Origin of the sequence: Bacillus sp. F19 (assembly GCA_023823795.1) — a bacterium.
Taxonomy (GTDB): Bacteria; Bacillota; Bacilli; order Bacillales; family Bacillaceae; genus Bacillus_P.
Map to the genome: position 1 here is coordinate 2,612,047 of CP085710.1, position 24,962 is coordinate 2,637,008.

Annotated in this window: 24 protein-coding genes; 2 read left to right on the forward strand and 22 right to left on the reverse strand. The window is 32.6% G+C overall.

Translation table 11 applies throughout. The features are described from left to right. Window positions 1–394 precede the first annotated feature (394 nt). Window positions 395–2,932 carry a right-handed parallel beta-helix repeat-containing protein gene (locus LIT25_13330; GenBank protein ID USK31660.1) on the forward strand — a complete coding sequence of 846 codons (2,538 nt, stop codon included), beginning with the start codon at window positions 395–397 and terminating at the stop codon, window positions 2,930–2,932. A 243-nt stretch (window positions 2,933–3,175) separates the two neighbouring features. Here LIT25_13330 and LIT25_13335 read toward each other — a convergent pair whose 3' ends face one another. The 20 genes from LIT25_13335 to LIT25_13430 all read right to left on the reverse strand — a co-directional run bounded on the left by LIT25_13335 (window position 3,176) and on the right by LIT25_13430 (window position 23,247). Beyond that, window positions 3,176–4,348 (reverse strand): aminotransferase class I/II-fold pyridoxal phosphate-dependent enzyme, encoded by a 1,173-nt coding sequence (locus tag LIT25_13335; protein USK31661.1) that lies wholly within the window; start codon window positions 4,346–4,348, stop codon window positions 3,176–3,178. A gap of 3 nt (window positions 4,349–4,351) precedes the next feature. Next, entirely contained in the window at window positions 4,352–5,056 is a 705-nt protein-coding gene (locus LIT25_13340) for an HAD family hydrolase (GenBank protein USK31662.1), read from the reverse strand. After that, the gene (locus tag LIT25_13345; GenBank protein ID USK36274.1) at window positions 5,049–6,035 is read right to left on the reverse strand and encodes an ATP-grasp domain-containing protein; all 987 of its coding nucleotides are present in this window, start codon (window positions 6,033–6,035) and stop codon (window positions 5,049–5,051) included. Before LIT25_13345 ends, LIT25_13340 begins: the two co-directional genes overlap by 8 nt. Beyond that, the gene (locus tag LIT25_13350; protein USK31663.1) at window positions 6,016–6,624 is read right to left on the reverse strand and encodes a sugar transferase; all 609 of its coding nucleotides are present in this window, start codon (window positions 6,622–6,624) and stop codon (window positions 6,016–6,018) included. Before LIT25_13350 ends, LIT25_13345 begins: the two co-directional genes overlap by 20 nt. Window positions 6,625–6,636: 12 nt before the next feature. Next, on the reverse strand, window positions 6,637–8,178 hold the full coding sequence (locus LIT25_13355; GenBank protein ID USK31664.1) for a sugar translocase: 1,542 nt from the start codon (window positions 8,176–8,178) through the stop codon (window positions 6,637–6,639). Between the two features lie 14 nt (window positions 8,179–8,192). After that, complete coding sequence (locus LIT25_13360) at window positions 8,193–9,458, reverse strand: peptidase (protein ID USK31665.1); 1,266 nt, start codon at window positions 9,456–9,458, stop codon at window positions 8,193–8,195. Window positions 9,459–9,473: 15 nt separating this feature from the next. Continuing rightward, window positions 9,474–10,442 carry a polysaccharide pyruvyl transferase family protein gene (locus tag LIT25_13365; protein USK31666.1) on the reverse strand — a complete coding sequence of 323 codons (969 nt, stop codon included), beginning with the start codon at window positions 10,440–10,442 and terminating at the stop codon, window positions 9,474–9,476. A gap of 31 nt (window positions 10,443–10,473) precedes the next feature. Next, a complete protein-coding gene (locus tag LIT25_13370; GenBank protein USK31667.1) occupies window positions 10,474–11,676 on the reverse strand; it encodes a glycosyltransferase in 1,203 nt (400 codons plus the stop codon). Window positions 11,677–11,696: 20 nt separating this feature from the next. Further along, complete coding sequence (locus LIT25_13375; protein USK31668.1) at window positions 11,697–12,320, reverse strand: acyltransferase; 624 nt, start codon at window positions 12,318–12,320, stop codon at window positions 11,697–11,699. A 12-nt stretch (window positions 12,321–12,332) separates the two neighbouring features. Next, complete coding sequence (locus LIT25_13380; protein ID USK31669.1) at window positions 12,333–13,070, reverse strand: glycosyl transferase; 738 nt, start codon at window positions 13,068–13,070, stop codon at window positions 12,333–12,335. Between the two features lie 39 nt (window positions 13,071–13,109). Further along, window positions 13,110–14,222 (reverse strand): acyltransferase, encoded by a 1,113-nt coding sequence (locus LIT25_13385; GenBank protein ID USK31670.1) that lies wholly within the window; start codon window positions 14,220–14,222, stop codon window positions 13,110–13,112. Between the two features lie 19 nt (window positions 14,223–14,241). Beyond that, on the reverse strand, window positions 14,242–15,309 hold the full coding sequence (locus LIT25_13390) for an EpsG family protein (GenBank protein USK31671.1): 1,068 nt from the start codon (window positions 15,307–15,309) through the stop codon (window positions 14,242–14,244). 13 nt (window positions 15,310–15,322) lie between these two features. Continuing rightward, entirely contained in the window at window positions 15,323–16,234 is a 912-nt protein-coding gene (locus LIT25_13395; GenBank protein USK31672.1) for a glycosyltransferase family 2 protein, read from the reverse strand. A gap of 3 nt (window positions 16,235–16,237) precedes the next feature. Beyond that, window positions 16,238–17,347 (reverse strand): glycosyltransferase family 1 protein, encoded by a 1,110-nt coding sequence (locus LIT25_13400; protein ID USK31673.1) that lies wholly within the window; start codon window positions 17,345–17,347, stop codon window positions 16,238–16,240. Window positions 17,348–17,358: 11 nt separating this feature from the next. Next, window positions 17,359–18,426: a glycosyltransferase gene (locus LIT25_13405; protein USK31674.1), complete on the reverse strand. Its 1,068-nt coding sequence runs from the start codon at window positions 18,424–18,426 to the stop codon at window positions 17,359–17,361. Beyond that, complete coding sequence (locus tag LIT25_13410) at window positions 18,389–19,555, reverse strand: glycosyltransferase family 4 protein (GenBank protein ID USK31675.1); 1,167 nt, start codon at window positions 19,553–19,555, stop codon at window positions 18,389–18,391. The genes LIT25_13405 and LIT25_13410 overlap by 38 nt, the downstream gene beginning before the upstream one ends. A gap of 76 nt (window positions 19,556–19,631) precedes the next feature. Beyond that, window positions 19,632–21,458 (reverse strand): polysaccharide biosynthesis protein, encoded by a 1,827-nt coding sequence (locus LIT25_13415; GenBank protein ID USK31676.1) that lies wholly within the window; start codon window positions 21,456–21,458, stop codon window positions 19,632–19,634. A 4-nt stretch (window positions 21,459–21,462) separates the two neighbouring features. Beyond that, on the reverse strand, window positions 21,463–21,639 hold the full coding sequence (locus tag LIT25_13420) for a hypothetical protein (protein ID USK31677.1): 177 nt from the start codon (window positions 21,637–21,639) through the stop codon (window positions 21,463–21,465). 227 nt (window positions 21,640–21,866) lie between these two features. After that, the gene (locus tag LIT25_13425) at window positions 21,867–22,526 is read right to left on the reverse strand and encodes a CpsD/CapB family tyrosine-protein kinase (protein USK31678.1); all 660 of its coding nucleotides are present in this window, start codon (window positions 22,524–22,526) and stop codon (window positions 21,867–21,869) included. Next, a complete protein-coding gene (locus LIT25_13430; protein ID USK31679.1) occupies window positions 22,507–23,247 on the reverse strand; it encodes a capsular biosynthesis protein in 741 nt (246 codons plus the stop codon). Before LIT25_13430 ends, LIT25_13425 begins: the two co-directional genes overlap by 20 nt. 420 nt (window positions 23,248–23,667) lie before the next feature. Here LIT25_13430 and LIT25_13435 point away from each other — a divergent pair, with 420 nt between their 5' ends. Beyond that, window positions 23,668–24,048: a helix-turn-helix domain-containing protein gene (locus tag LIT25_13435; GenBank protein ID USK31680.1), complete on the forward strand. Its 381-nt coding sequence runs from the start codon at window positions 23,668–23,670 to the stop codon at window positions 24,046–24,048. A gap of 59 nt (window positions 24,049–24,107) precedes the next feature. Here the strand turns inward: LIT25_13435 and LIT25_13440 are convergent, their stop codons facing one another. Beyond that, window positions 24,108–24,506, reverse strand: coding sequence for a dehydratase (locus LIT25_13440; GenBank protein USK31681.1), 399 nt, complete (start codon window positions 24,504–24,506; stop codon window positions 24,108–24,110). Continuing rightward, entirely contained in the window at window positions 24,503–24,952 is a 450-nt protein-coding gene (locus LIT25_13445) for a MaoC family dehydratase N-terminal domain-containing protein (protein ID USK31682.1), read from the reverse strand. Before LIT25_13445 ends, LIT25_13440 begins: the two co-directional genes overlap by 4 nt. Between the last annotated feature and the right edge of the window lie 10 nt (window positions 24,953–24,962).

The window sequence follows — 24,962 nt, forward strand, 5'->3', positions numbered from 1 at the left end:
CTCAACCTAAAAGAAATTCCCTATTTGTAGGTCTATTTTTTTGTATTCTACTTTTCCTTAAATTTCATCAGGAGACTTAGCCTAGTAGCTAGAAATGCAAAATGTTTTAGCTATTATTAAGTTCTTGAAACCTTTTTATGTAAACTGTTAAACTCGGTACACACACTTTTCATTTAACGACCTCTAGTATTCTCCTCTTGTAACGGTAACTTCTGTCTTCCATAAAATGTGCCTAAGTGGTGAAAGGTATCTGTAACACCTTTCTACTCTTAATGTAGATCCTTGTTTTCGTAATATGAATTTAATAATTCTAAACATAGTTGTTTTGCTTAATCAAACCTTTTTATAGTACATAATATATAGTATTTAATAGAAAGTTGTGTGATATTAGAAAATGAATATTGAAGATTTGGATAATGTTGATTTAACAACCGAGCCGTTATTTAATAATAGCGTTTTAAGTTACGACAGTAGTACTGCAAAATGGGTTTCAAAAAATGTAAGTAATTTTAGTTATCTGATTGAATTAGAAAGATGGGGAATAAAAAATGATGGTACTGAAGCTGTAAATACAACTAAAGGAATCAATGACGCTTTGAATTGGGCAGCAACAAATAGTTATGGAGAAGTAATGTTTCCTAAAGGGACCTATCTAATTGATGAAACTAACCCAATCTTAATCAAAAGCTTCATGACTTTGAACCTAAATGGATCAATGCTGAAAATACAAGACAATAGCTTAGAAAAATACGATGTTGTTATTTTTGATAATGTAATATTCTCTCGTATCACTAATGGTGAAATTAAAGGGGACAGAGACACACATATATATTTAAAAGATGGTGTAGATTCCGATACTCACGAAGGTGGGATAGGAATTAAAATATATAGAGATTGTAGATTTATTTCTGTAGATAATATAAATATATATAATTTCACGGGAGATGCAATTGTATCTGGAGGGACATTCCCTTCACTTCCCTATTACCTTAGGCAATCAAGTGCTGAACTGGGTGCATATAGCATAAGTGATGGCTCTCCTATAACTGATTCAAAAAAAATAAGATTTACAACAAAAATTTTAATGAACGATCCAAATATTGTTAAGGCTGGCCATTGGGGCATATATGGTGGTGGTTACGGTAATTTAGGTATCGATGTAAGTGCAGAATTTTATGATGTTATTTTTTATAAATCAGATGATACTTTTCATTCTGCTATTGAAAAAGTTCAATTTTTTGATGAAGTTCCTAAACCAGATGGTGTTAGTTATGCTAGAGTAGTACTTTATCAAAATACCATTCCTTCCGATAGTAATAATAGTTTATGGGTAAGAGTTAACAGTCATCCTGAAAACATATTTTTGGAAAAATTAGATATACATCATTGTCGAAGACAAGGTATGAGTCTTGGTGGAAAGCATATTTATGTTAGAGACAATAAAATTCATCACATTGGTGGAGATACTTTCAATATTGGAACTGACCCACAAGGTGGAATTGATATTGAAGATGGATATGATCTTAACCAACATTACTATATAGAACAGAATCACTTTTATAATAATTGGGGTTATGACTTAGTCATTACAAATGGCAAGTATATGTATATCAATGGAAATCGTTTTAATAAAGTAGCTAAATATGTCTCTGTAGCAATAAATGCACCAACAGATAAGTCATTTTTCATCAACAATATTCTTCATCTATGTAAAGTAGTTATAGCTGGAGAAGTCATCGTTTCAGAAAATCATTTCTATGGAACAGCTTGTTCTTTTGGAAGCAACGATTCTATAAAAAGGTATGGAAGAAGTATAGAAATTAAAGACTCTGTTTTCCATAACTCTGTTTTAACTATAGATCAAATAATTCCTTACACTATTAGAGTTGAAGGCTGTAAGTTTCTAAATGATTCTTCAAAAATAAGTACTTTTGGTTCACTTAATTCCACTCTAATACTAAAATCGGAACCACAAATAATAATGAATTGTTCATTTGATGGGGATGATGTTAACTATACCATTTATAATTTAAACTCCCCTAAAGGAGGATGGATCTTTGATACTTTAACTTTTAAAAATATTAATAAGCAATTCAGTTTCCCTCCGTCTTCAATTCGCAATTGCAAGTTTATGGATATTTCAACAATTGGAATAAATACTTCAATTTTAAACAATGATTTTGATGTTGAATTTATTGATTGTTGGATAAAAAGTAAAGATCAAAATAATCCTTTATTCACACTTAATAATATGAAGACATTTAAGATGGTGAACTGTTATATTGAAAAGAAAGATAGCCCATTATTTATTTTTCAAAATATTAAAGACCAAGTAATAATTAGAAATAATACATTTAAATATCCTTCATCTGTATTTAGCAACAGAGTCGTATTCAATATTAATTCTACTTTCTTAGGTAACGTTATATTAATTGAAAATAATATTATCAACTCATCTTTAGATAAACCACTTCTTTTAAATGAAACTACAAATGATCCTAAAATCTTAATAGCAGGTAATATTTTGAATGGAATTAATTTAAAGCGTGGAAAGGAAAAATTAATAAATAATATAATAAATGGTGTACTTGATCCTTATTACCACATGGATTCAGAACCCACATCAGGATATTATGTTAAAGGAGATATAATTTATAACACTAACCCAACCCCGGGTGGATATATCGGATGGATATGTACAACTTCTGGGTACGTTACAAAAAAAACATGGATACCCTCAACTAACTTTACAAAGGGAACATTAATTTACTTTAATGATCATATTTACCAAGCACAAAACGACGGCATTTCAGGTTCAACTCCTCCTTTTTTTTCGACTACCCCAGAACAACCAATTATTGATAATAATTTAATATGGAAAGTAGCAGGAAACGAGTCAATATTTAAGAAATTTGGCTATATTGAAAACTAACTTTACACCTCTAATTCTAATTCTAAAACAGAAATATATGCCGCCTTTCTCTTTGCAATGTTGCTGCTATATATTAATTTCATCCAAAAGATCATTATTATAGTCAAATGAAAATGTTCTAGTTTAACGGTACTCAAGCAGACGATTTGTTAAAAAACCTCTTGTAGAGATAATTTCCTCTACAAGAGGTTTTTTATAAACTATTTATGGTAATATTGTAAATAAATCCAAGAAACTAGAAGTTTAATTATATACCTCATTCTTCATAATTTTTCCTGAAGCTAGTAATTTAATTAAATCTATTATACGTTCTTGATCTTCAGCTGACATGCTAGAGCCAGAAGGAAGACATATTCCGCTATTAAACAGCTGTTCTGACACATTGTGCACACTACAGTGTGGATAATATCTTGTTTCTTTAAATAAAGGCTGTAAATGAAGTGGTTTCCAAACATGTCTAGCTTCAATATTTTCTTTATCCAAAAACCGAATTACTTTTGTTGTATTCAAACCACTTAATCTCTCATCAATCGTTAGAGCTGTTAGCCAACGATTTGACATTGAATTTTCTAATTCAGGCATGAATTTTATTCCAGGAAGATTTGATAATTCACGAAAATATTTATTATATATCTTTCTTCTACTACTTACTCGATCTTCTAGTACTTCAAGTTGAGCTCTTCCTATTCCGGCTAAAACGTTACTCATTCGATAGTTATAACCAACTTCAGTATGTTGATAATACGGAGCCACATCTCTTGCTTGAGCAGCTAAAAATTTTGCTCTAATTAATGCATCCTCATCATCAGAAACAAGCATTCCTCCTCCTGAAGTGGTAATAATTTTGTTGCCGTTAAAAGAATATATACCAAATTTTCCAATAGTCCCACTCATTCTATTATTATAAGTAGAGCCGAGAGACTCTGCAGCATCCTCAATTATTGGAACATCATACTCTTCGCACAATTTTTGAATTTCAAACATTTTAGCACTTTGACCATATAAATTTACCACTATTACTGCTTTTGGACGTCTGCCCTCATGTAATTCTTTTTTAAATGCTTTTTCTAAAGCTTGAGGAGACATGTTCCATGTATCAGGTTCAGAATCGATAAAAACAGGTATAGCACCTTGGTAGAGAATTGGATTAGCAGAAGCTATGAATGTCAGTGATGAACAGAATACAGTATCACCTTTTTTAACATCTAAAAGAATTAATGCTAAATGAATTGCAGCCGTACCAGAACTAACTGCAAGCGCTTTATTTACACCTAAAAATGAAGCTATCTCTTTTTCAAACATGTCAACATTTGGTCCAAGTGGAGCTATCCAATTTGAATTGAAAGCATCATTTATGTATTTTTCTTCTCTCCCTGACATATGAGGAGGAGATAAGAAAATTTTTTTGTTTTTCATCAATTACATCCTTTCAGCTTTTTTTAAAAAGAGATGTCTTAATATCGGCAGGTCTTCTAATTCTCTTAAACTTGTAACTTTATAATGAGCTGAATAATCTTCATTTAGATCCAACTTGAAATAAATCCCTTTTTCCCTCTCGACATGAACCGTGGTCCATCCTAATTTCTTTGCAGTTATAAAATCTTTTTTTTCATTATCTCCTATATAAATACATTCGTTATGTGCAACTTGCAATTCATTGCATGCAACTTCATATGGAACCTTACTTGGTTTCCATTGCTCTCTACCTAAAGTATCAGTTAAGATTATTGTTTCAATAATCTGATTTAAGCCTAAAGCTGCCACTTTCTTACTTTGAGCTTCATAATAACCATCAGATATTAACCCTAGTTTTACTTTATTATTCAATTTATCGAATAACCATTTGGTATCTTCACATAATTTAATAATAGGTGTATGTGATCTATATAGCTTAATCATTTGTTGAATAAATTTATCATCATACGTTACTTTTAAATAATCTAATGTTTTGTTAAAAACTAATTTATTTTCCCCTGATTCAAACAGATTAATAGCTATTTTGCTAAAACCCTCCACTTGAAATTCATATTTTAACCAATTGTCAATGTGATTAAAACCGCTAAATACATAATCTTTTTCAAGATATAATGTATCATCCATATCAAAAACAATGGCTTTAATCATACTCTAAAGTCTCAGTAAAAACAGCTTCGTCAAATCTAAGCATAGTAAAATTTTCTTTCCAATCAGTGTACATACTTGTAAAACCTTCACCCAATAGTAGCTGAATCGTCCATAGTGGAAAATTCGCACCAGCTGCAATAGATAAAGGGAGTCCTCCTCCAAATCTTGGATTAATTTCAATGAATGTAATATCTCCATTTTTTTGTTCAAAGCATTGCAATGTAATACATCCAAATGGTTCAGGAAGTACTTTTATTACTTCTTTTGTAGCACTGATAATTTTTTCATTCTTTTTTGTAATTCCTTTACTTACTTCTCCTGCCCTCGTTTCAATCCTCATTCTGGGAACTATTGTTTTAATATTGCCTTTTAAATCAACCATTACGTCAACGGTATACTCTTTCCCCTCAATATATTCTTGAACCAATGCATTTGGGATATAATCCTTAAAAAAGATTAATTCTTCTTTTGAATTTACTATAGTAACACCCTTACTCCCACTACCGTTATAAGGCTTGATCAACAAAGGATATAATAAATTATGTTCCATGAGTTCAAGACTGTTATATACTTTTGGCGTTTTAATACCATGTCCGATAAAAAATTCATATGTTTTATTTTTATCATTTGATATTTCATTTAACATTAAACCGGAAACCAAAATAGTAACATCTATTTCTTTAAAGAGACTTCGATTTTTTGATAATAAAGATAACTCTGTATCTATTAAGGGTATAATTAAATTTATTGATTCTTCTATACAAATATCCATTAATTTCGATATATACTCAGGCTCAGACACTTTTGGAACTATGTAATGATTATCTGAAAAATATTTAGTTGGAGCTGAGGATTGCAAATCAGCTGTAATAATTTTCCCATCAATATTCTGATCAATAAATGTTTTTTTAAAACTCTTAATCAAACTGACTCTTCTACCTGAACTTGTAAATAATATATTAATTTTCTCTCTCATTATTTATACTCCCCTTAAACACTGGCATTGTAGCATGATTTTCATGTTTTATTCCTTCTGTTTTTAAAACTTTAATAATAGTTATAAATAAAATTTTCACATCCAATAATAATGATTGATTTTCTACATACCAAATATCTAAATTGAATTTTTCTTCCCATGATAAATTGTTTCGACCGTTAATTTGTGCCCATCCAGTAACTCCGGGTCTCACCAAATGTCTTCTAGCCTGCGATTCCGTATATAAAGGTAAATACTCCATTAACAATGGTCTTGGACCAACTAAACTAATATCTCCCTTTATTACATTAATAAGCTGTGGAATTTCATCTAGACTATATTTTCTAAGCAGTGCACCAAATGGCGTTAATCGTGCATCATCAGGTAATAAAAAACCATTTTCATCTTTTTGATCAGTCATCGTACGAAATTTAAAAAGATAAAAAGGTTTAAATTTCAATCCTGGTCTTTTCTGTACAAATAAAATAGGAGAGCCTAACTTTATTCTTACAAAAATAGCAATGATTAGTATGAATATTGAAAAAATTAATAGTAGAATTGTTGCTACAATAATGTCAAATACTCTTTTCATGCTTTCATTCTCCTAATCATTATTTATAAATATATTCTTTTTATCGATTGAGGTACCAAATTTATAAGACTTGGCCAAATTAAATATGTAATTGAATTCTTTCGATTTTCTACAGAATATAAAGAAAATCACATTTACAACGATAATACATATTACCAAATTCAGTATTAGTGACTCGCTTTTTGTAAGATTAATTATACTATCTGTGATAAAAGATGTACTAAAGACTAGTGATCCATAATAGGTGTATTTGATGAAATACTTTAATGAATTTTCTTTAAAAACGATTTTATATATTAAGAATGGGTCGTACCAAAAAAATGTAAATGCTCGACTAATAATCGTGCCTAAAAATACGCCAGCTATACCAATAACCTTGACAAGTAGAATGGAGGTTATCAAATTGATAATCGCTGCTAAAACTGGTCTATATTTACCTTTCACAAATAATCCGGTAGTGTCTCTAAAAATCGTTGATGCATTTTGCATGCCGGTTGTATAAAAATTCAATAAAATCACAAAAACAACAAAACTATTAAATAAATAATTACCATTTAACCAATATTTGATAAATGGATTTATTAAGTTCCATAGACAAACCGTTGAGAAACCATAAATCCAAAAACTCATAAAAAAAATAACACGAAAAATAAGATATTTTTTTTCTTTTTCCTCTTCTACGTTTAAGTTCCCTACACTGGCAGTTATGGAGTAAAATATATAACTTAAGAAAGTACTAATTGTTGAGAGAATTAAAAGATAATTGGAATAAATACCTACTGCAGATATACCAATATAAGTAGATATAATAATATTATCTGTGCCATTAATTACTATTCCACTAATTTTATATAAAAACATGGAATACAAATTTTTAAAAAACACCTTTTTTTCTTCAATAGATAACCTTGCATTATTTTTCTGCATTAAAAAAGGATAGAATTTATTAGCTCTATTGGAAATAAAAGCATTTTCTGCGATTCTAAATGATACTTGAACAATTAGGACTAAGATATAATTCCCAGTAAGCAATAGAAATATTATTTGTATTAAGTTTGAAAGGATTATAAAAATACTGTGTATTTTGGAAATAATAAAGTTTTTTTGATCAGCAATTATTAAGGATTGTTTATAAACAAAATAATAGGACAAAACGGAATTTGATAAAAATATCAAGTATATAAGATTGATATTATTAATTGATGTCTCACCATTTATTAAAAAAGGTAAAAAAGGAAGTAATGTCAATCCTATTACTAATACAACTAGGCCAATTAGTTGATATGCATTTTTATATAAATTCATCAATGCCTGAATCTTTTCGATATCTTTTTCTGCAATTGGTTTATATAAGCTATAAATCATGGAGGTGTCGAATCCTAAATTAGCAATTGAAAGCATTAATAATATGCTTGTAAACAATCCGTCTATTCCCAAGTATTCAACACCTAAAGTATATATAAAAATGGTTCGAACCAGAAATCCCATAGCTGAACTAATAATTTGTCCAGACATGCCAAAAAACATATTTTGTAATGAATTTTTTATTCTCATTTTTTACCTTCAATTTATGACTTTTGAATGATTAATCTATCAAATTTATAAGTTATTTTCCTGATAATTATAGGAAAAAAATTAATAATTCTGTACTTTAATAGTTCTTTTTTTCGTTGAGAATTGAAATTATAGTCTAAAAACCAATCTAGCAGATCTTTATATACTATATTCTTCTCGTTTTCCTTCATTCTTTGTTGGATTATTGTCCAATAGATATAAATAAATATATCTGTAAAAAATTTGACTTCATTATTCAAATGATGTTTAACATGATCTGAAAGAGTTCCATCAAAATAAAAACCAAAATTATTTGGATCCTCACCTTCGGCTACGATACCCAACATTGTCCTTAAACATTTTTCACACTTACAGCAATTCTCTTCTCGCTTAAAGCAAACTCTGATATTAACTGGGGCATTTGTTTTTGAATAATAGTCCACTACGACCTTTACTTTTTCTTGTCTATTAAGTTCGTATGCGTCATGGAATACTTCGCCTGAAGAATATTTGATAAGATTATCAACTGTAGGATCTGATGCACATGGTACTTTATAAATTGGAGAATTAGAACTCGCTATATTTATACATTTTATTTTTAACTTATGAGCAATGGGGATAGCAGCTGTGATTATAGCTAACCCATGATGTAATCCATGCCACCAGGAATCACCTAGTCTTTTTTGAAAATCGTAGTCTATTTCTTGAGCATTAAGAATTGTTCCATAATTAGATTGAATTAGAATATTATTTAATCCATAACCTTTCGCAAAATTAATTGCATTTATTTTATCAGCATTCCAAACATCACTATTTTTAATAGTCTTTTCATGCCATCCATATTCTGTTATTAATAGTGGTTTTTTTGCTTTTTTTCTAATGAATGTAGTAAGTGCATCTAAACCGCCACTAAATAAGCATGCAACTTCATGTACAGGTTGATAAGAATTTTCAATAATGTTATTAATTTTTATTTCGCCTTTAAAAATAACTCTTGGAAACATTTCCTGATATGCATTTCTGATATTATTTATACTTTCTTTAAAATTTTTATCTAGTTCGTTTATTTCTAAAGTTGTATCCGTAATCCAAACTAATGGCATCACATTGGCAACAAATGTAATAGTTAGTATGCTAAATGGCACATCAGATAGGTCGTAGTTATATTCAAAAAACAAGTGATTTGATTTAAAATACTTTTTCAATTTACCTGTTACATTAAAGTGAAAATCCACTCTATTATTTTCCACAATTATATTATCAAGAGAAATAACATCCATATTTTATCTACCTCATTATTTGTCGAATTGGTCAAGCCATTGATTTACTACATCAAAATTAATTTTAACATCTGTAATAATTTCTGAATTTATCATTACTTCCAAGTCTTTTAAATTTTCTCTTTCAATTAAATTGAGGTTGTAAGTTGTACTCATTCCACGTGCTCTTTCATCAATAGATATTATTATTGATCTTTTTTTGTGTCTCATTGCATAAATACCACCATGCAAACGTGTTCCAATATAATCAACACCTAAATTAAGAATTTTTTCGTAATCTTCAATTGTAGGAGGAACGATTTGGATATTCTCAATATTTTTGAGTTTATTAAAATATACTAGATCCCCAGCATCTTGAACCCAAAAATACACCTTTTTGTAGTTTCTGTTTAATACATCAATTAACAACTGATCATTTTTCAAATCTTTAGAATGATGGGTTAAAGTAAAAATTACAGAATCAGATTTTACAGTTGGAATTTCCTTGCAAAAATCAGGAATAAGTGTCCATAGAGAAGCACAACCCGTATTTAATGCTTTAAATCCCATTTCTTCCAAAAAATATTTTGTCCTTTCATCCCTTACACTGTGTATGTATTTGTGAGATAGCACTTTTTTATATAAAAATTTTGTATAACCATTAATTTTGTTTCCTTTTCCAGCTCCCACACCAACCATTATGCTGCCCTTAAGAGGCCCAAAATTAAATAAATTAATATTCCATTGTGGAAAATGTGTTAACATATCCATTGTAAGTAGATTTGAACCACCTACAAATTTGTATTTAGCATTATCATATATCTGAACTCTACTTGAGTTTCTAGCTACTTGATACCAATGAAAAGGTGAAACATGAGTTGGTAATGTTAAAACGTAAGTTTTTTTTGTAATATCAGACAATTGATATCTTACACATTTCATGATGATATCGTCTCCCTTATTTAGGGAAGCTACTGATGTATCTAATAAAAGAATATTCTCCAAAATTAAACCTCCATTTAATTACATTCATAAACTAATTCTCTATAAGTTCATAAATCTTACTTAATTCATTAATATTACTATAGTTGTTATTTTTTATATTTTTCGTTAATTTATCTTTTAGCATCTGATTTCTGTATAATTCTTCAACTTTTGTTGCGATATCCTTTGGATTTAAATCACATATAATACCTTCTATTCCATCCTCTATTTGACTTTTTGCCGTAGGATAATTTGTAATCAATATAGGTTTTCCTAATATTTTAGCTTCCGTAACAGTAACTGCTTTTCCTTCATATCTTGATGGCTGTACATATAGGTCACAAGTTTCCATATATGGATATGGATTTTCTTTTTTTCCTAAGAGTATGAAACTTTCAAGTAAATTATTTTCTTGTATTAAGTTTTTAAGTTCAGACTCCATCCCGCCATAACCTATTATGAACCACTTTATATTTGTTAATCCTTTGTCGTGTAGTATTCTGAGAGCTTTTATAGCAAGGTCAAAACCTTTTACATAAGAGTATCTTCCAACTGATAGAATTTTATAACTGCTTATGTTCATTTCATTATTTGTAATTTCTTCTCTAGCCATTCTTATTATAAAGTTTGGTGCTGATATATTTTCTATTAAAGCAATTCGATCTTCTAAAGATGGATATTTTGAAAGGAATGATTTTGTACATTCATCAGATATTGATGCAATATAATCGAATTTCTTCCATGTCAAAAGATCGATTTTATTATCTATTTCTAACTTGCTATAATCGGTATGAATCCAGGCAATTTTCTTATAAGCAGATACATTGTTTGCCACTAGATCGTGCGGCCAGGCATAACTAATCGCTAAATCATATTTTTTATTCAACTTTGGCAAAATATATGAAGAGTACTTGATAGCCAACTGCATCTGAATATAGGCAGATCCTTCCTTAAATTTCTTTTTTCTTGCTTTCATGATAGATGCATATTTACTTAAAACTCTAACAATAGACGTAGCAAAATGTCCCTCTTTTAGACATTGAGCAATAGGCTTTCTAAAAACAGAGTAAGAAGAAAACTCAGGAAGGATATTTACCTGTTTTGGTATAAGCTTCATAAACTCTCCCTTATGTTCAAAAATCAGAAGATCGACATTGTAGTGTTCATAATCAAAGTTTTCAAGCATATTTATTAAGCTTCGTTCAATCCCACCAATTTCCATATCATATAAGCAGATGATAATATTCTTTTTCATGGCATCCTCTTTCAAATAGATTAAGTTGCTATGATTTTTTGTTTAAAGCTCTTTAGTTTATTTGTTCTTTCATTCAAAAATAATGAATTCTCAGGAACAACTCCCTTAACTACACTGCCAGCAGCAATCACAGAATTGTCTCCAATCCATGTGTCCTTTAAAATAACTGCGTTGGCTCCTATCCAAACGTTTTTGCCTATGTGAACCTCACCTTTTATCAAGTGTTGGTTACTACTGTTTTTATAATTGTGATCGTGATCGTTTATACAAACATTAGGAGCAATTTTAGTCTTTTTTCCAATCGTAATCTTATTTACGCAATTGATCGTGCAATTATCGTTGATAAATACTTTGTCATCAATAAAAAGTCTTCCATCGAAATCAAGTCTAAAGCTTGCATTTTTTCTAACAAAAACAAATTTTCCTATAGAGAAAAGTGCCCGCTTATTAAAGATTTCAATTTTGCTGTTTTGCTGCATGGAGAATACAGAGCATTTTACGTTTTTGAAATATAAACATTTATAAAAAATAGCTCTGGTCAATCCCCTTAAGTGGGAAACATTCATGATAAGAGCAATCCCTATCCCCCTATTTTTGGATTGAATTATAACTTCTCTTAAGATTTTCTGAGTTATACCAAACATTGAAAGAACTCCTTAGGAAAATAATTTTCTTACTCTAGCAATGTTATTTCCTCCGATTAATCTAGCAACAACATACTTTATAAAGCTCTTCACTTTCACCCTGAAAGGGAGCCAACTTTTATAAAAATAGTGAATAGCGTAGGTGTTTTCAGTGATGAATTTTCTGCTGTTAATATAGTCATAAGGTGAAAAATATGTCTGAGGATAAAAAGCCCCTATACCTTTAATTACCTGGTACTCTCCATTCAGGAGTAGTTTTTTGCTTTCCAATAATCTTGTGACAATAGCAACATTTGTTAGACTGTCAAAAGAACCGTCTTCTTTTAGAAAGCGTTTATTTTCGTAAGAGTTCAGAAATTTTTTTATAAACTGGTTACCCTTAACCGCTCCAATTGTACTCGTAGCAATAAAATTTTCTTGCTCAAAGCCCCAAAAGGATTCCTGCATGAGCATGCTTTCATCGAAAGGCTTGAAAATTTCTACATCTGTATCTAAATAGATCCCTCCAAAGTGATAAAGTGCGTATACTCTAACATAGTCACTTACAAAAGCGAATTTACCCGCTTCATACGCTTCCTTTACATATGTAAAGGAATTTATGTCAAAATTCTTTTCATTCCACTCAATGATTTCATAGCCAATCAGATACTTTTTCCAGCTTTGAATGCACTTTTTGATGATGGCGGGTTTTTCTTTCTTTCCGAACCAGCAGTAATGTATCTTTTTAGGAATAACGGAATCATTCTTCAATTAAATCTCCACTCAATCATTTAAATTTAATTTTGCTCATTATATTATTTCTTTATGATTGTTTATATCTTGATGAATTCTTGTTCTATTTTTATAAATATTCCTTATATTTTTACGCATTGGCTCTTCATAGCAGTGGTATAAAAAAACACTTAAAAGTATAGTACCGATAAAACAAAATGAAATTAATAAACTGTTATTAATATTGGGTTTCCACAAAAAATAGATATATGACAAAACTAGGTTATGAACCATATAAAATGAAAAACTTATTTCTCCTAGGTAACTAACTTTTTTAAATGATAATAATGTTGATATTTTTCCTTTTTGGAGACCAAAAATAAATATCAAAAATGTGCATGCAGGAATAAAAATTAACCCATACCTCAGATTTTGATTAAAGTAAGGTGAAACAAACACCAATAATATCAAAAGCATTAATGATGATACTTCTAAAGTCGTAGAATAAAATATAGATAATTTTCTTCCGATTTTTGGTGAATACTTAGTAAAAAATAATCCAGCCACCAAACCGACATAAAATTCAAACAATCTTGTGATAGGAAAATAAAAACTAATCCATACAGAATAATAACTCTCAGGTGAGAATTTAGAAAAAATAAACAACAAAGATATCCAAATTAAAAAAACAAAAAACAACATTTTTGAATTCTTCTTTAAGACGCCTACTGAAAAAAATAAAAGTATTGGAAACATAATATAAAAAAACAGTTCATCAGATAAGCTCCATGAAACACCATTAAACGAAATATTTCCAAATGGTATAAAGCTATGAATTAAAGTAATGTTAGTTATTGCTTGGAAAACGTAGAGGATAGGCTCATGTTTTAAAGGTATAAAAAAATAATAGGGAACTGCCAGGAAAAAAGTTAATAAATGTAATGGATATATTTTTGATACTCTGGCAACAAAAAAATATTTTAGTTGGCGTGTATTTTGAAAATTTAAGTTTTTATAGTTGTATGCAAGTATAAAACCTGAAAGTATAAAAAAGAAACTAACACCTAAGTAACCTAATTGAAAATCTTTAAACAAACCAACATGAAAAACGAATACTAAGCAAGCTGCAATAAATCTAAATGAAGTTAATGCTTCTAGTTTTTTAGGTGAATGTTGCAAACTTTTTTCCACTTTATACCACCCTGTGTTCTTATAAATTTATATAGTCACTAATATAATGAAGGTCAAAACTAATTACATGTTCATAATAAAAATAAAGAAAGTAACAAACTAAAATTCCATAATAAACCAATCTTTCATGATTTTTATTAAAAAGTTTTACTGACCATGATAGTAGGATTAGATTATATAAACCGAAGTAAATATTGAATCTGGCAAAGATCCAGCTTTGAGTAGCAATTACCATGAAGATAACACTAATAATCGACATGTTCACAATATAATCGCTTTTGGGCCAGAACTTTCTTAATTTCTCCCTCCCTAAAAAAGCAATAATTACTGGAACTGCAGATACAATGACGCGGATTTTATTTGCTCCTCCCTCTGCAAATTCACTGTAATGCCCATATTGTGTATTGCCAATGGCTGAAAAAAGAAGATTTGAAAACTCATTAAATCCTATGACTATTAAGACGGCTAAACCAAATAGAGCAAATGAAACCTGTGTCCAGGCTTCTCTCCTGACAATAAAGTAAATCGGCAGCAATACAAGGGCGCTTTTGTGTATTGTGGAGGCAAAGAGAACGACAAGTAAATACTTTTTGAATTGACCATTTAAGATATATTTTGTGGCTATGAAAACAATAGCAGCTGCAAGGTATTGTCTGATACCATTCATTGAAGTGGTATACATACCAGATGTTATATATACATAAATGCTAAGTTCAATCATTCTAGAATATTTAAATAGGACTGAAACTATTAATACATTTGTAATTAAAGCAGTTGTAATGATAAGGATTTGAGGATCTGATGAGAGATTTTGCAGTAACATTTGATATATATTAAAACCAAAATCTCCTGCATAATCAATCGTTTGCCATGTCAATTCATTTGTTTTAAAGGAGTGCATGTAATACACAGTGTCTCCAATGTTTTTTTGGAGCCCAGCAACAGTTATTAAAGAAACTGTTGCTAAAAAAACTAATAGTTTATTAGGTTTTACATAATCGATATGAATGGAAGGGCGGATACTGAAATAACGTCCGAAAAATGAAAATAAATAAACAATACCCAGATTTAACCACATGACAGTCATACATGATTTCCTTTCAATCTTGACTATTTACAATCGGAAATGTTTTTCTATTCGAATCCTTCATAAATAGAAACAAGGCTAAACCAAATGGAATAGCCGCCAGGGTTGTGAATCTTCTAGGTGATTCATTCAAAAACATTCTATTTTTCATCATCAAACTGCTCGATACATAATGAACTGATTCCCTGAACCTGTCCTTAAAAGTCGGAGAATATTGCATGCCAATTTTCCGAAAAAAAGCAAATCCTTTTGGATTCTTCTTATATTGATTAATCATGTTTAAACTTGAACCATCTGGTAAATATTCTACGTGACATAATATCTCGTTCATCAACAATAATGGACGAATCTGATCAATTAGAATGTATTTATAGCTGAGCGGACAGTATTTTTCCCCCTCAAAAATAGGATAAGGCGGAGTTTTACTTGTAATCTCTGTCCGATAGACAAGCTTTTTGTCCCCCTTCACTTTAAACCTTGAGTATAGTCCGGTTAATGTTGAGTGATGCAGATTTTCAGGCATCCTTGTTCCAATGATTTCACCATTTGGCGATGCATCCAAACCCACAATTCCTGCAAATTTTTCACTTCCGTATTTTTTCCAGAATTGAACGATTTTTTCTACAGCATCATCTGCCATGTAATCATCAGAATCAATGCACACGTTTAATTCTGTTTCGATTCTTTCGTATGCTGTATTGTGTGCTCCATGCATTCCTTGATTTTCTTGGTAGTGGTAAATGATAGGAACTGTATTTTTAGTCTGCCACTTTTTTACTAATTCGCTTGTACCGTCTGAAGATCCATCGTCAATGATGAGCCAAACAAAATCTTTGCTTGTTTGTCTTATTAGACTTTCATAACATAGATGGAGAGTGTAGGCGCGATTATAAGTAGGTGTAAAGACTGTTAAGGTTGGTTTCAAAGATTATACCTCCACTTCTTTACTAGATTGGTTGAAGTAGAATTCTGTTAGCCAATGTGACATGGTTGATGTATCATAACCCTTTTCACGCAAGATTTTTAAAGTATTTTTATGTTCATATGTGGAAGATAAAATCTTATTTGCCCAACTTTCAGATGGATCTTTAAGACTTAAAAAATCTAGCTGCCCAGTAACGTTTGTTTCTTCTGTAATCGTATTTGAAACAAACGACTTTAGGCCTGCTGCTTGTGCTTCTACTAAAACAACCGGCAAACCTTCGAATAATGATGGAAAAAGAAATACGTCCATAGCCTGCATCAGTTTGTGTACATCTTTACGAACTCCAAGGAAATGAACATTTTCTGAAAGACCAAGTCTTTTCACTTTATCTTCTATAGAAGGACGTAAATGACCTTCACCTGCTAAAAGCAGAAGAGAGTTAGGCATTCTGTTGTAAATAGATTTAAATACTGCGATTAAAAAATCGTGGTTTTTTTGTTTATTGAATCTTCCTATATGACCTATTACTAACTGATCTCCAATGTTGAGATCCTTTCGTATTTCAGACCTTACTTCTTGATTAAAACTAAAGTCATTCACATTTACTGCATTGTTGAGAACTGTAATATCATTCCGCTCTCCGAAAAGCCATTGACCGGCTTTTTTAGAGCAGGCAAAAAATTGTGTTGGATTATCTTTCATATAATATCGGGCATAAAGGCGAAATGGCAGTTTCAAATCAATTCCTAAATCACTTAAATGACTGTGAGCAATTCTACATGGTACCCCTGCCTTTTTTGCTGCTCTTAAAACAAAACTGCTGTTTTCATTGTTGTGAGCATGGACAACTTTATAATCTCTATTCTTTGCAAAAAAATCTTTTAATGAATGAAAGTATTTTCTGTAATTTCCTGGACGTATTGAAGGCATTCGATATATATGTCCGCCTAACCTTTCAATTTCATCGTCATAATGGCCTCTTTCCACACGGTGAACCATAAAATCGAATTGAATCTTGCACCTGTCCATTTTCCTGTAATAATTCATCAACATCGTCTCAAGACCACCGCGATTCATGATAGTAACTACTTGCAAAACACGCATTGGTTTCATCTTATTCCCTCCTAACGCACCGTTTTTCTTAGAAATTCTATGGATGTTAACATCAAAAATAATCCTACTGCAATGCGGTTTTTTGCAAAGAAAAAAAACGTTTTCCAAACAATTGGACAGTGATGCATGTCAAATTGGTTTAAAGAACGTTTTATATGCTTACTTTTTAATACTTCATCTAATTCAATTATTTTTTTTACTATCGAGTTTGAATTTCCTCTGCTGATAGTATTCAACCCTAATCCAAGTGTATTAAAGCTGATTCTGTTCGTTAATGCGGTTTGAAATTCTCCGCTGAGTTCTTTTTCTTGAAGGAAATCCTCCATTCTAGTATAGAGCGTTCCAAACTGATGTACCAATTTTTGATTATACTTGGATGTAACGGATGTCTCGTTCACCCGCCAGTAATGATATAAAGGCTGATTAAGGAATACAAATGATTTTGCATGATAAAAAGCTTGAATATTGAATAATGTGTCTTCATTACTTCCTATTTCTTTTAGATCCACAAATTCCAGTTTATTTTGTTTAATCAGTTCCGATTTATAAAGCTTCGACCAAACAGTACCCCAGGCATCTAAATATTCTGGATTAGATACCTCTTTTTCAATCGGACCAATAAGCCTTCTTAGAATTTTCGTCTTCAATTCCTCATGAACATATTTTCTATTGTCAGCTTCTTCGAAAATCTTCTCTTTTGAATGTGTTCCAAATTCACGAATGTACGAACACATAACGATGTCAGCTTGTTCTAGTTCCGCAGTTAGATAAAGGATTTCGTACATTCTTTCGTCAATCCAATCATCTGGATCAACAAATCCTATATATGTTCCCTTTGCCTTTTGCAATCCATCATTCCGTGCTGATGATACTCCATTGTTTTTTTTGTGAATTGCAATAATCTTATTATGCTTTTTAGCATATTCATCTAAAATACTTCCGCTTGAATCAGTTGAACCATCATTAATGGCTATAATCTCAAAATCTTTAAATGTTTGTAAAAGGAGACTGTCCAAGCATCTGGATAAATATTTTTCTACATTAAATATAGGCACGATTATACTGATCTTTGGTTTCATCTGTATCCCTCAACATGTATCTGGAGTAGATTTCTGAAAGTTCGTAACTGACGCTTGATAATTCATAATTTTTCACTCTTTTAATACTCATTGATCCTAAATTTTCGAGTAATATTTTTGATAGGGCGATGTCATTGATTTTTCTTGAAAACAGCTTAACATCCTGATTTTTAATCAAATAGCCATTCACCCCATTCTCCACCAGCTCCCCATGCCCTCGATTCTCCGTAGCAACAACAGGCAGCCCGCAAGCCATAGCCTCCATAATATTGACTGGAAGTCCCTCACGTAAACTGGATCCTACTGCTAAATCGCACATTGGCAAGATGGTATCGATATCTTTTCTGAATCCAAGGAAATGAACCATTTGCTCGATTCTGAGCGTTTTAGCAAGCTGTTTATATTCTTCCATAAGAGTTCCTTCGCCAGCTAGGAGAAGCTTAGAGTTTGGAAGGTTATCTTTTAATCGTGCCATGGCATTCAGCAAGAGCTGCTGATTCTTATTCTTGTTAAACTCTGCCGCGTAGAAAAGAACGAAATCATCATATGCAATTCCGAAAGATTTTCTTCTTTTCGTTTTCTCCGCTTCCGTTATAGGCTTGAACTTTTCAGTGTCTATACCCACGCCATGAACGTGTTCAACTGTCCCTGCAGCAAATCTGCGTTCTATTGCCAGAAGATAATCTTCCTCATTTATAGTAATCAGACAATCTGTATAGGAAGATAGCCATTTTTCAATTGGATAATATGTTAGCCAATTTTGAAGCGGCGCTCCTTTACAAAAGTGAAAACCGTGTGCCGTATAGATGACTTTTGTCCCTTTTTTTCTTGCTTCTCTCGCAGCCAGTCTAGTGAGAACACCTCCAACAGGTGTATGGCAGTGAATGATGCTGTAGTTATTTTCATTAATAATTTCCTTTAATCGACTGTATGCAACCGAGTTTCTTCTATTAAAAGGTGACCGTTGAATGGGAAGATTGAATTTCTGGTCAACATATGGAAGTTCAATATTTCCAAGTGCAGCCACATGAACTTCCCATCCCTGTTCTTTGAACCATTTTAGGATTGGAAGATGAAAGCTTTTAAAGTGGTAATCGACCGTTGCCGTAAAAAGCACTTTGTCAGGCATTTTTTTATCACCCTGTTCAATACGAAAAACACTCATGTTCATGAGTGTTTTCTTTTTTTTATTTTTTTCAACGCCCTTAACTCGGTATCGACAATAGTTCTTTAATAGGAACACGGTGATTAGCAAGATCTAACAGCTGTTCACGCAATTCGTTTTTCTCCATTTCCGAAAAAGTATCAATGATATGATGTATTTCTTCTATATAGAGAGTAGTTGTTTTTCCTACGTAGATTTTAGGATACACTTGCTGTTCATGAACTTCATCATCTTTAAGCAATTCTTCAAACAGCTTTTCGCCAGGCCTCATGCCGGTGACTTCAATATCAATGTCATCAAGTGAATGACCTGACATTTTTATTAGGTTTTTAGCTAGATCAATAATTTTGACAGGTTCGCCCATATCAAGTACAAAGATTTCTCCGCCACGTGCAAGTGAGCCTGCCTGAAGGACAAGCCTTGATGCTTCCGGAATAGTCATGAAATAACGGACCATTTCAGGATGGGTGATAGTTACAGGGCCGCCTTCTTCAATTTGCTTCTTAAAAAGCGGTATCACGCTGCCTCTGCTTCCTAAAACATTTCCAAAGCGGACGGCTACAAATTTTGTCTTGCTGATCTGGTCAAAGTGCTGGACCAGCATTTCAGCGAGTTTTTTAGTTGCACCCATGACGCTAGTGGGATTTACAGCTTTATCTGTTGAAACCATGACAAAGATCTCAACGTTGGCCCATCTCGCAGCACTTGCAGCATTACGTGTACCTATAACGTTGTTTTTGACAGCTTCTTCTGGATTTCGTTCCATTAGCGGCACATGTTTATGGGCGGCTGCATGGTACACTATATAGGGCAGATGCCTGCCCATGACATCAAACATTTTTTTCTCATCCTGAAGATCCGCAATTTCGGTGACAAGTTCAATCTGATGTTTTTCTGCTTCTGCTCTCAGCTCCATTTCGATGGAGTAAATGCTATTTTCTCCGTGACCCAAAAGGATCAGCTTCTTTGGTTTAAACTTTGTAATCTGTCTGCATATTTCTGAGCCGATTGATCCTCCAGCCCCAGTAACGAGAACGACTTTTCCTGAAATATTGTCAGAAATGCTTTCAATATCAAGTTCAACAGGCTTGCGTCCTAAAAGATCTTCTACACGGACTTCTCGGATTTGATTGACAGAAACTTTTCCGGTTATTAAATCTTCAAGCATGGGAATGATTTGTGTTTTTGCTTTTGTTTTTAGGCATTCGTTGAAAATATTCTGGAGTCCTTTTTTGCTTAAAGAAGGTATAGCTATGATAATATTTTCAATTTCAAGCTCATGGACTTTTTCTTCTATTGTACTTACACCGCCAATAACCGGAATGCCAAGAATATCAAGTTTCTGTTTGTGAACATTATCATCAATAAAAGCAACTGGATACATATCAGTATCGGCATTCTTTTTCAGCTGCCTTGCAACCATGGTTCCTGCTGAACCTGCACCGATTATTAACGTTCTTTTCTTGCTGATTGATTTGCTTATATATGTATCACGGACCATTCTCCAGCAAAAACGAGATCCGCCTATTAAAAGCATATGAATCATCCAAGTCACAGCCAGCAGTCTAAAATGCACTTCAGTTTCAATCAGCTGCTGCATAACAGCAGTAGCTGCGATTGAGTATGTTATAGCTTTAAAAATAATAAGCAGTTCCCCGATGCTCGCATATTCCCAGGCCTTGTTATATAGCTTATATATGAATGAAAAAATATGATGACTGATTAATAAGGTCATTGAGCTGATGACTAATGGGATTGTAAGGACATGCAGGTCTGCCTCTAGAAGGAATCGGCTGAAGAAGATGGCAGAAAGAACGATAAATGAATCAACTAAAATTAATAATGACAGCCTTCGATGGTAGGTCATCAGCTCATCCTCCTGCGCATTCTTTTTTTCTTTCGGTCCCTTTTGAAAGAAGCAGCGATCTTTTATAAATGGAAACATCGATGAGTTTTTTTATTTCATTCAGCTGCTCTAAGCTTGCATCCTGCTTAATAAAGCGGACCATTTTTTTCAACGATTTCGGGTACTGATCAAATGGATTCAAAATAAGTACTCCCTTCTCTTTAATATAAATCTTAACTTTATGCTCTTTTGAAAAAACATAAAGTTAAAATTTATATGAATTGGGGCATTTAACCCCTCCTCACACCACACTACCGACGACTCGCGTCTAAGGCTTTCAGGCCCACAGCATGATCGAGTGCCCCCATTGATAGTGGATAGGAGACATCACCAGATATTCTTAATCAAGAACGAATTTTGCAAATTTTTTTATTTGTATTCGTTGAGCACGATTCCGAGCAGTGTTGCTCTTACAGCTGACAGGATTTTGTTTGCTTCTAACGCTTCTTCTTTATCTGTTTTGCCGTTGTTAACGACCAGTACTACTCCATCACATTCATTGGCTAAGATTTTCGTATCAACCACATCAAGAACAGGCGGACAGTCAAACAAAATCAAATCGTATTGATCAAACAGTTGGGCCATCAAGTCTTTCATTGCCTGAGATGCAATGATTTCGGAAGGATTATGCGGTATCGATCCGCTTGTTAAAATAGCCAGCCTTCCAATCTCTGTTTGGTGAATCGCTTCACCTAAAACGGCATTTCCTATTAAAACATTTGTTAGTCCAACGTTATTTTCAAGTTTAAAAGCATTATGTATGGCAGGCTTTCTTAAATCACCGTCAATGAGCAGTACTTTTTCTCCCTGAAGAGCAAATGAAACCGCAAGATTTGTGACAGTGGTAGACTTCCCTTCTCCATACCCTGGAGAGGTAATAAGAAGTGAGCGATACTTCTGATCAATAGATGCAAATTGCAGATTTGTAAGGATCGTGCGATACTGATCTGATATCCTGCTGTTGGGATTAAAATAAGAAATTAAGCTTTTTTTTCTCGGAGGAACGGTGTTAAATGGATTTTGAACCAAAGGTTTCACTCCTTAATGGCTGTTTTTTTTTTACATTTCCTTTTGTTGTATTCCGCTTTGACATTTTTGAAACAGCACCCAGAATTGGTGCATCAAATATCTCTTCTACCTCTCTCTTGGTGCGGATACTGTCATCCAGTGAATCCAGCAGGAAGACCAGGCCGACTCCAATGATGATTCCTGCAATAACTCCCATCATAATATATCGGGAATGATTTTCATTGATAGGATAATAGTTTGGCTTGGCTATAGCTAATATCTTCATGCCGTCAATGACAATAAACCTTGGAATTTCATCTTTAAAGATTTCAGCTGTCGTATTAGCGATTTTAGCTGCTAGTACTGGATTTGAGTCTATCACTGAAATATTGATAATTTGTGAGCTTCCTATCGTTTCTGCATTAATCTGGCCGCTGAGAGCTTCTCCTGAACGGGGCAATTTCAGCTTTGCAGCTACTTTCTCAAGAACAGCTGGATCCTTAATAATGACGTTCAGTGTGTTTATTGTTTCTGCAGTCGTATTAATCATGATACGGGTAGATGTGGCATACAAAGGGCTAGTATAAAAGTAACTGTAAAATCCGGCTAAAAAAGTTGTAAACAGCGTAATCACCGCAATCATCCAAAAACGCCTTTTAATAACTGTGAAAATTTCTTTAAGGTCGATTTCCTTTTCTTTTCCGGAAATCAGAGGTTCGTCATGAAAATTTGGATTTTTCATAGGATCCACCTTTCAAGTGAGAGTTCTTCATAAAGAACATTAACGGTAAAAAAAGAGAGATTTGATTTCCTGATATGTGTTTTATTTTAGTTCTTTATAAAGAACGTGTCAAGCAGATAGTTCTATATTATTATGAATTTTTCAAATATAAATTCTATCATTCTATTTTTGTTTTCTTCTTATAGTGACAATTATCTTGTTTTCGATAATATGAGCTGTTCTTAATGTATGCTATTTTACCTAATTGTAAAAACTGTCAAAATTCATTGTTTTTTCGTTAAAAAGAACGAATAACTCTTGATTACTCAGTTATACTCGCTTAATCGTACAATTTTAATATTTTATAAAGAACAATATGTTCCTTATAATGAAAGAGCAAGTTACTATTTTATCAGAATTGACTGATTAAGGAGACAAGAAATGGTTGGTGATCGGTTACGGGAGCTAAGACAGGAAAAGGGGTATTCAATTAGCGAGCTTTCAGAGCTTGCCGGAGTTTCAAAATCTTATTTAAGTTATATCGAACGCAATATTCAAAAAAACCCGTCGCTGCAGTTTCTTCGTAAAATTGCCATGACTCTCGAGGTAGATTTAGAATATCTTCTAGGGCATGAAAGGAATCAGTTTAGTGAAAACATTGATGATGAGTGGCGGGAGTTATTGAACAAAGCAATTGAAGATGGACTAAGCAAAAAGGAATTTAAAGACTTTCAGGAATACGCCAAATTCAAAAAGTGGAAGCATGGAAAAAGGCAGATATCTGAATTTATTATTGATGATAAGACGCCTGGTTCTAAATAAAACATGTTTTCAGTGTTAATAAAGAAGACCTCTCATCCTTGGGATAAGAGGCTTATTTATTATATTCTCCTAAACACAACATCCCCCTTAGCAACTTCTGCCCCATCCTGATTAACAGTCCTCACATGAAACTTTGCAGATTCATCATTCATCTCATAAAGATCCGCCTGATGAGTCAGCACATCGCCCAGGAAAACCATTCCTTTAAACCGGATCGTATAATCTTCTATAAAGCCTTCTTCATAGAACGGAGAGAAGAGTTTGGACAAGCTGCCCATTGTCCACATGCCGTGTGCAATGATGCCCGGCAGACCTGCTTTTTCTGCTTCTTCGTCAATGGTGTGAATGGGATTGTAGTCGCCTGAAGCTCCAGCATATTTGATGAGGTCAAGCCTTGAGACAGGCGGAAGTGTGATGTCCTCTAAGGGCTCGCCAAGCCGAAAGTCATGGATTGTCATACTCTCATCACCTTTCTGACTGCTTCGGTAATAATAATGACTTGTTTCATTGTGAAAATGAGTTCTCCGTTTTTTGTTTCTCCCATTCTCTCAATTGTAAGCACGCCCATGCTTCTCCCGCTCCCTGTTCTCTCCCTGTAGTTTACAAGTTTTGAGGAGCAATAGACCGTATCGCCTACAAACAGGGGTTTTTCATAATGAAACGACTGTTCACCATGTATCAGTCCTTTTGACGGCAGCTCCAATCCTTCAATTGTGCCGTAGTTTAAGGTGACGGGAAATGTGGGCGGTGCCAGATTCCGCTTGTATTTTGAACGAGTGCCAGCTTCTTCATCAATAAAAAGGGGGTTCGCATCTCCGATCGCATCAGCAAATTTTCTGACTGCCCCCCGCTCAATTGAATTCTCCACTTTTTCAGAAGCGCTTCCAATTAAGTGTTTGAACATAGGTTTCGCC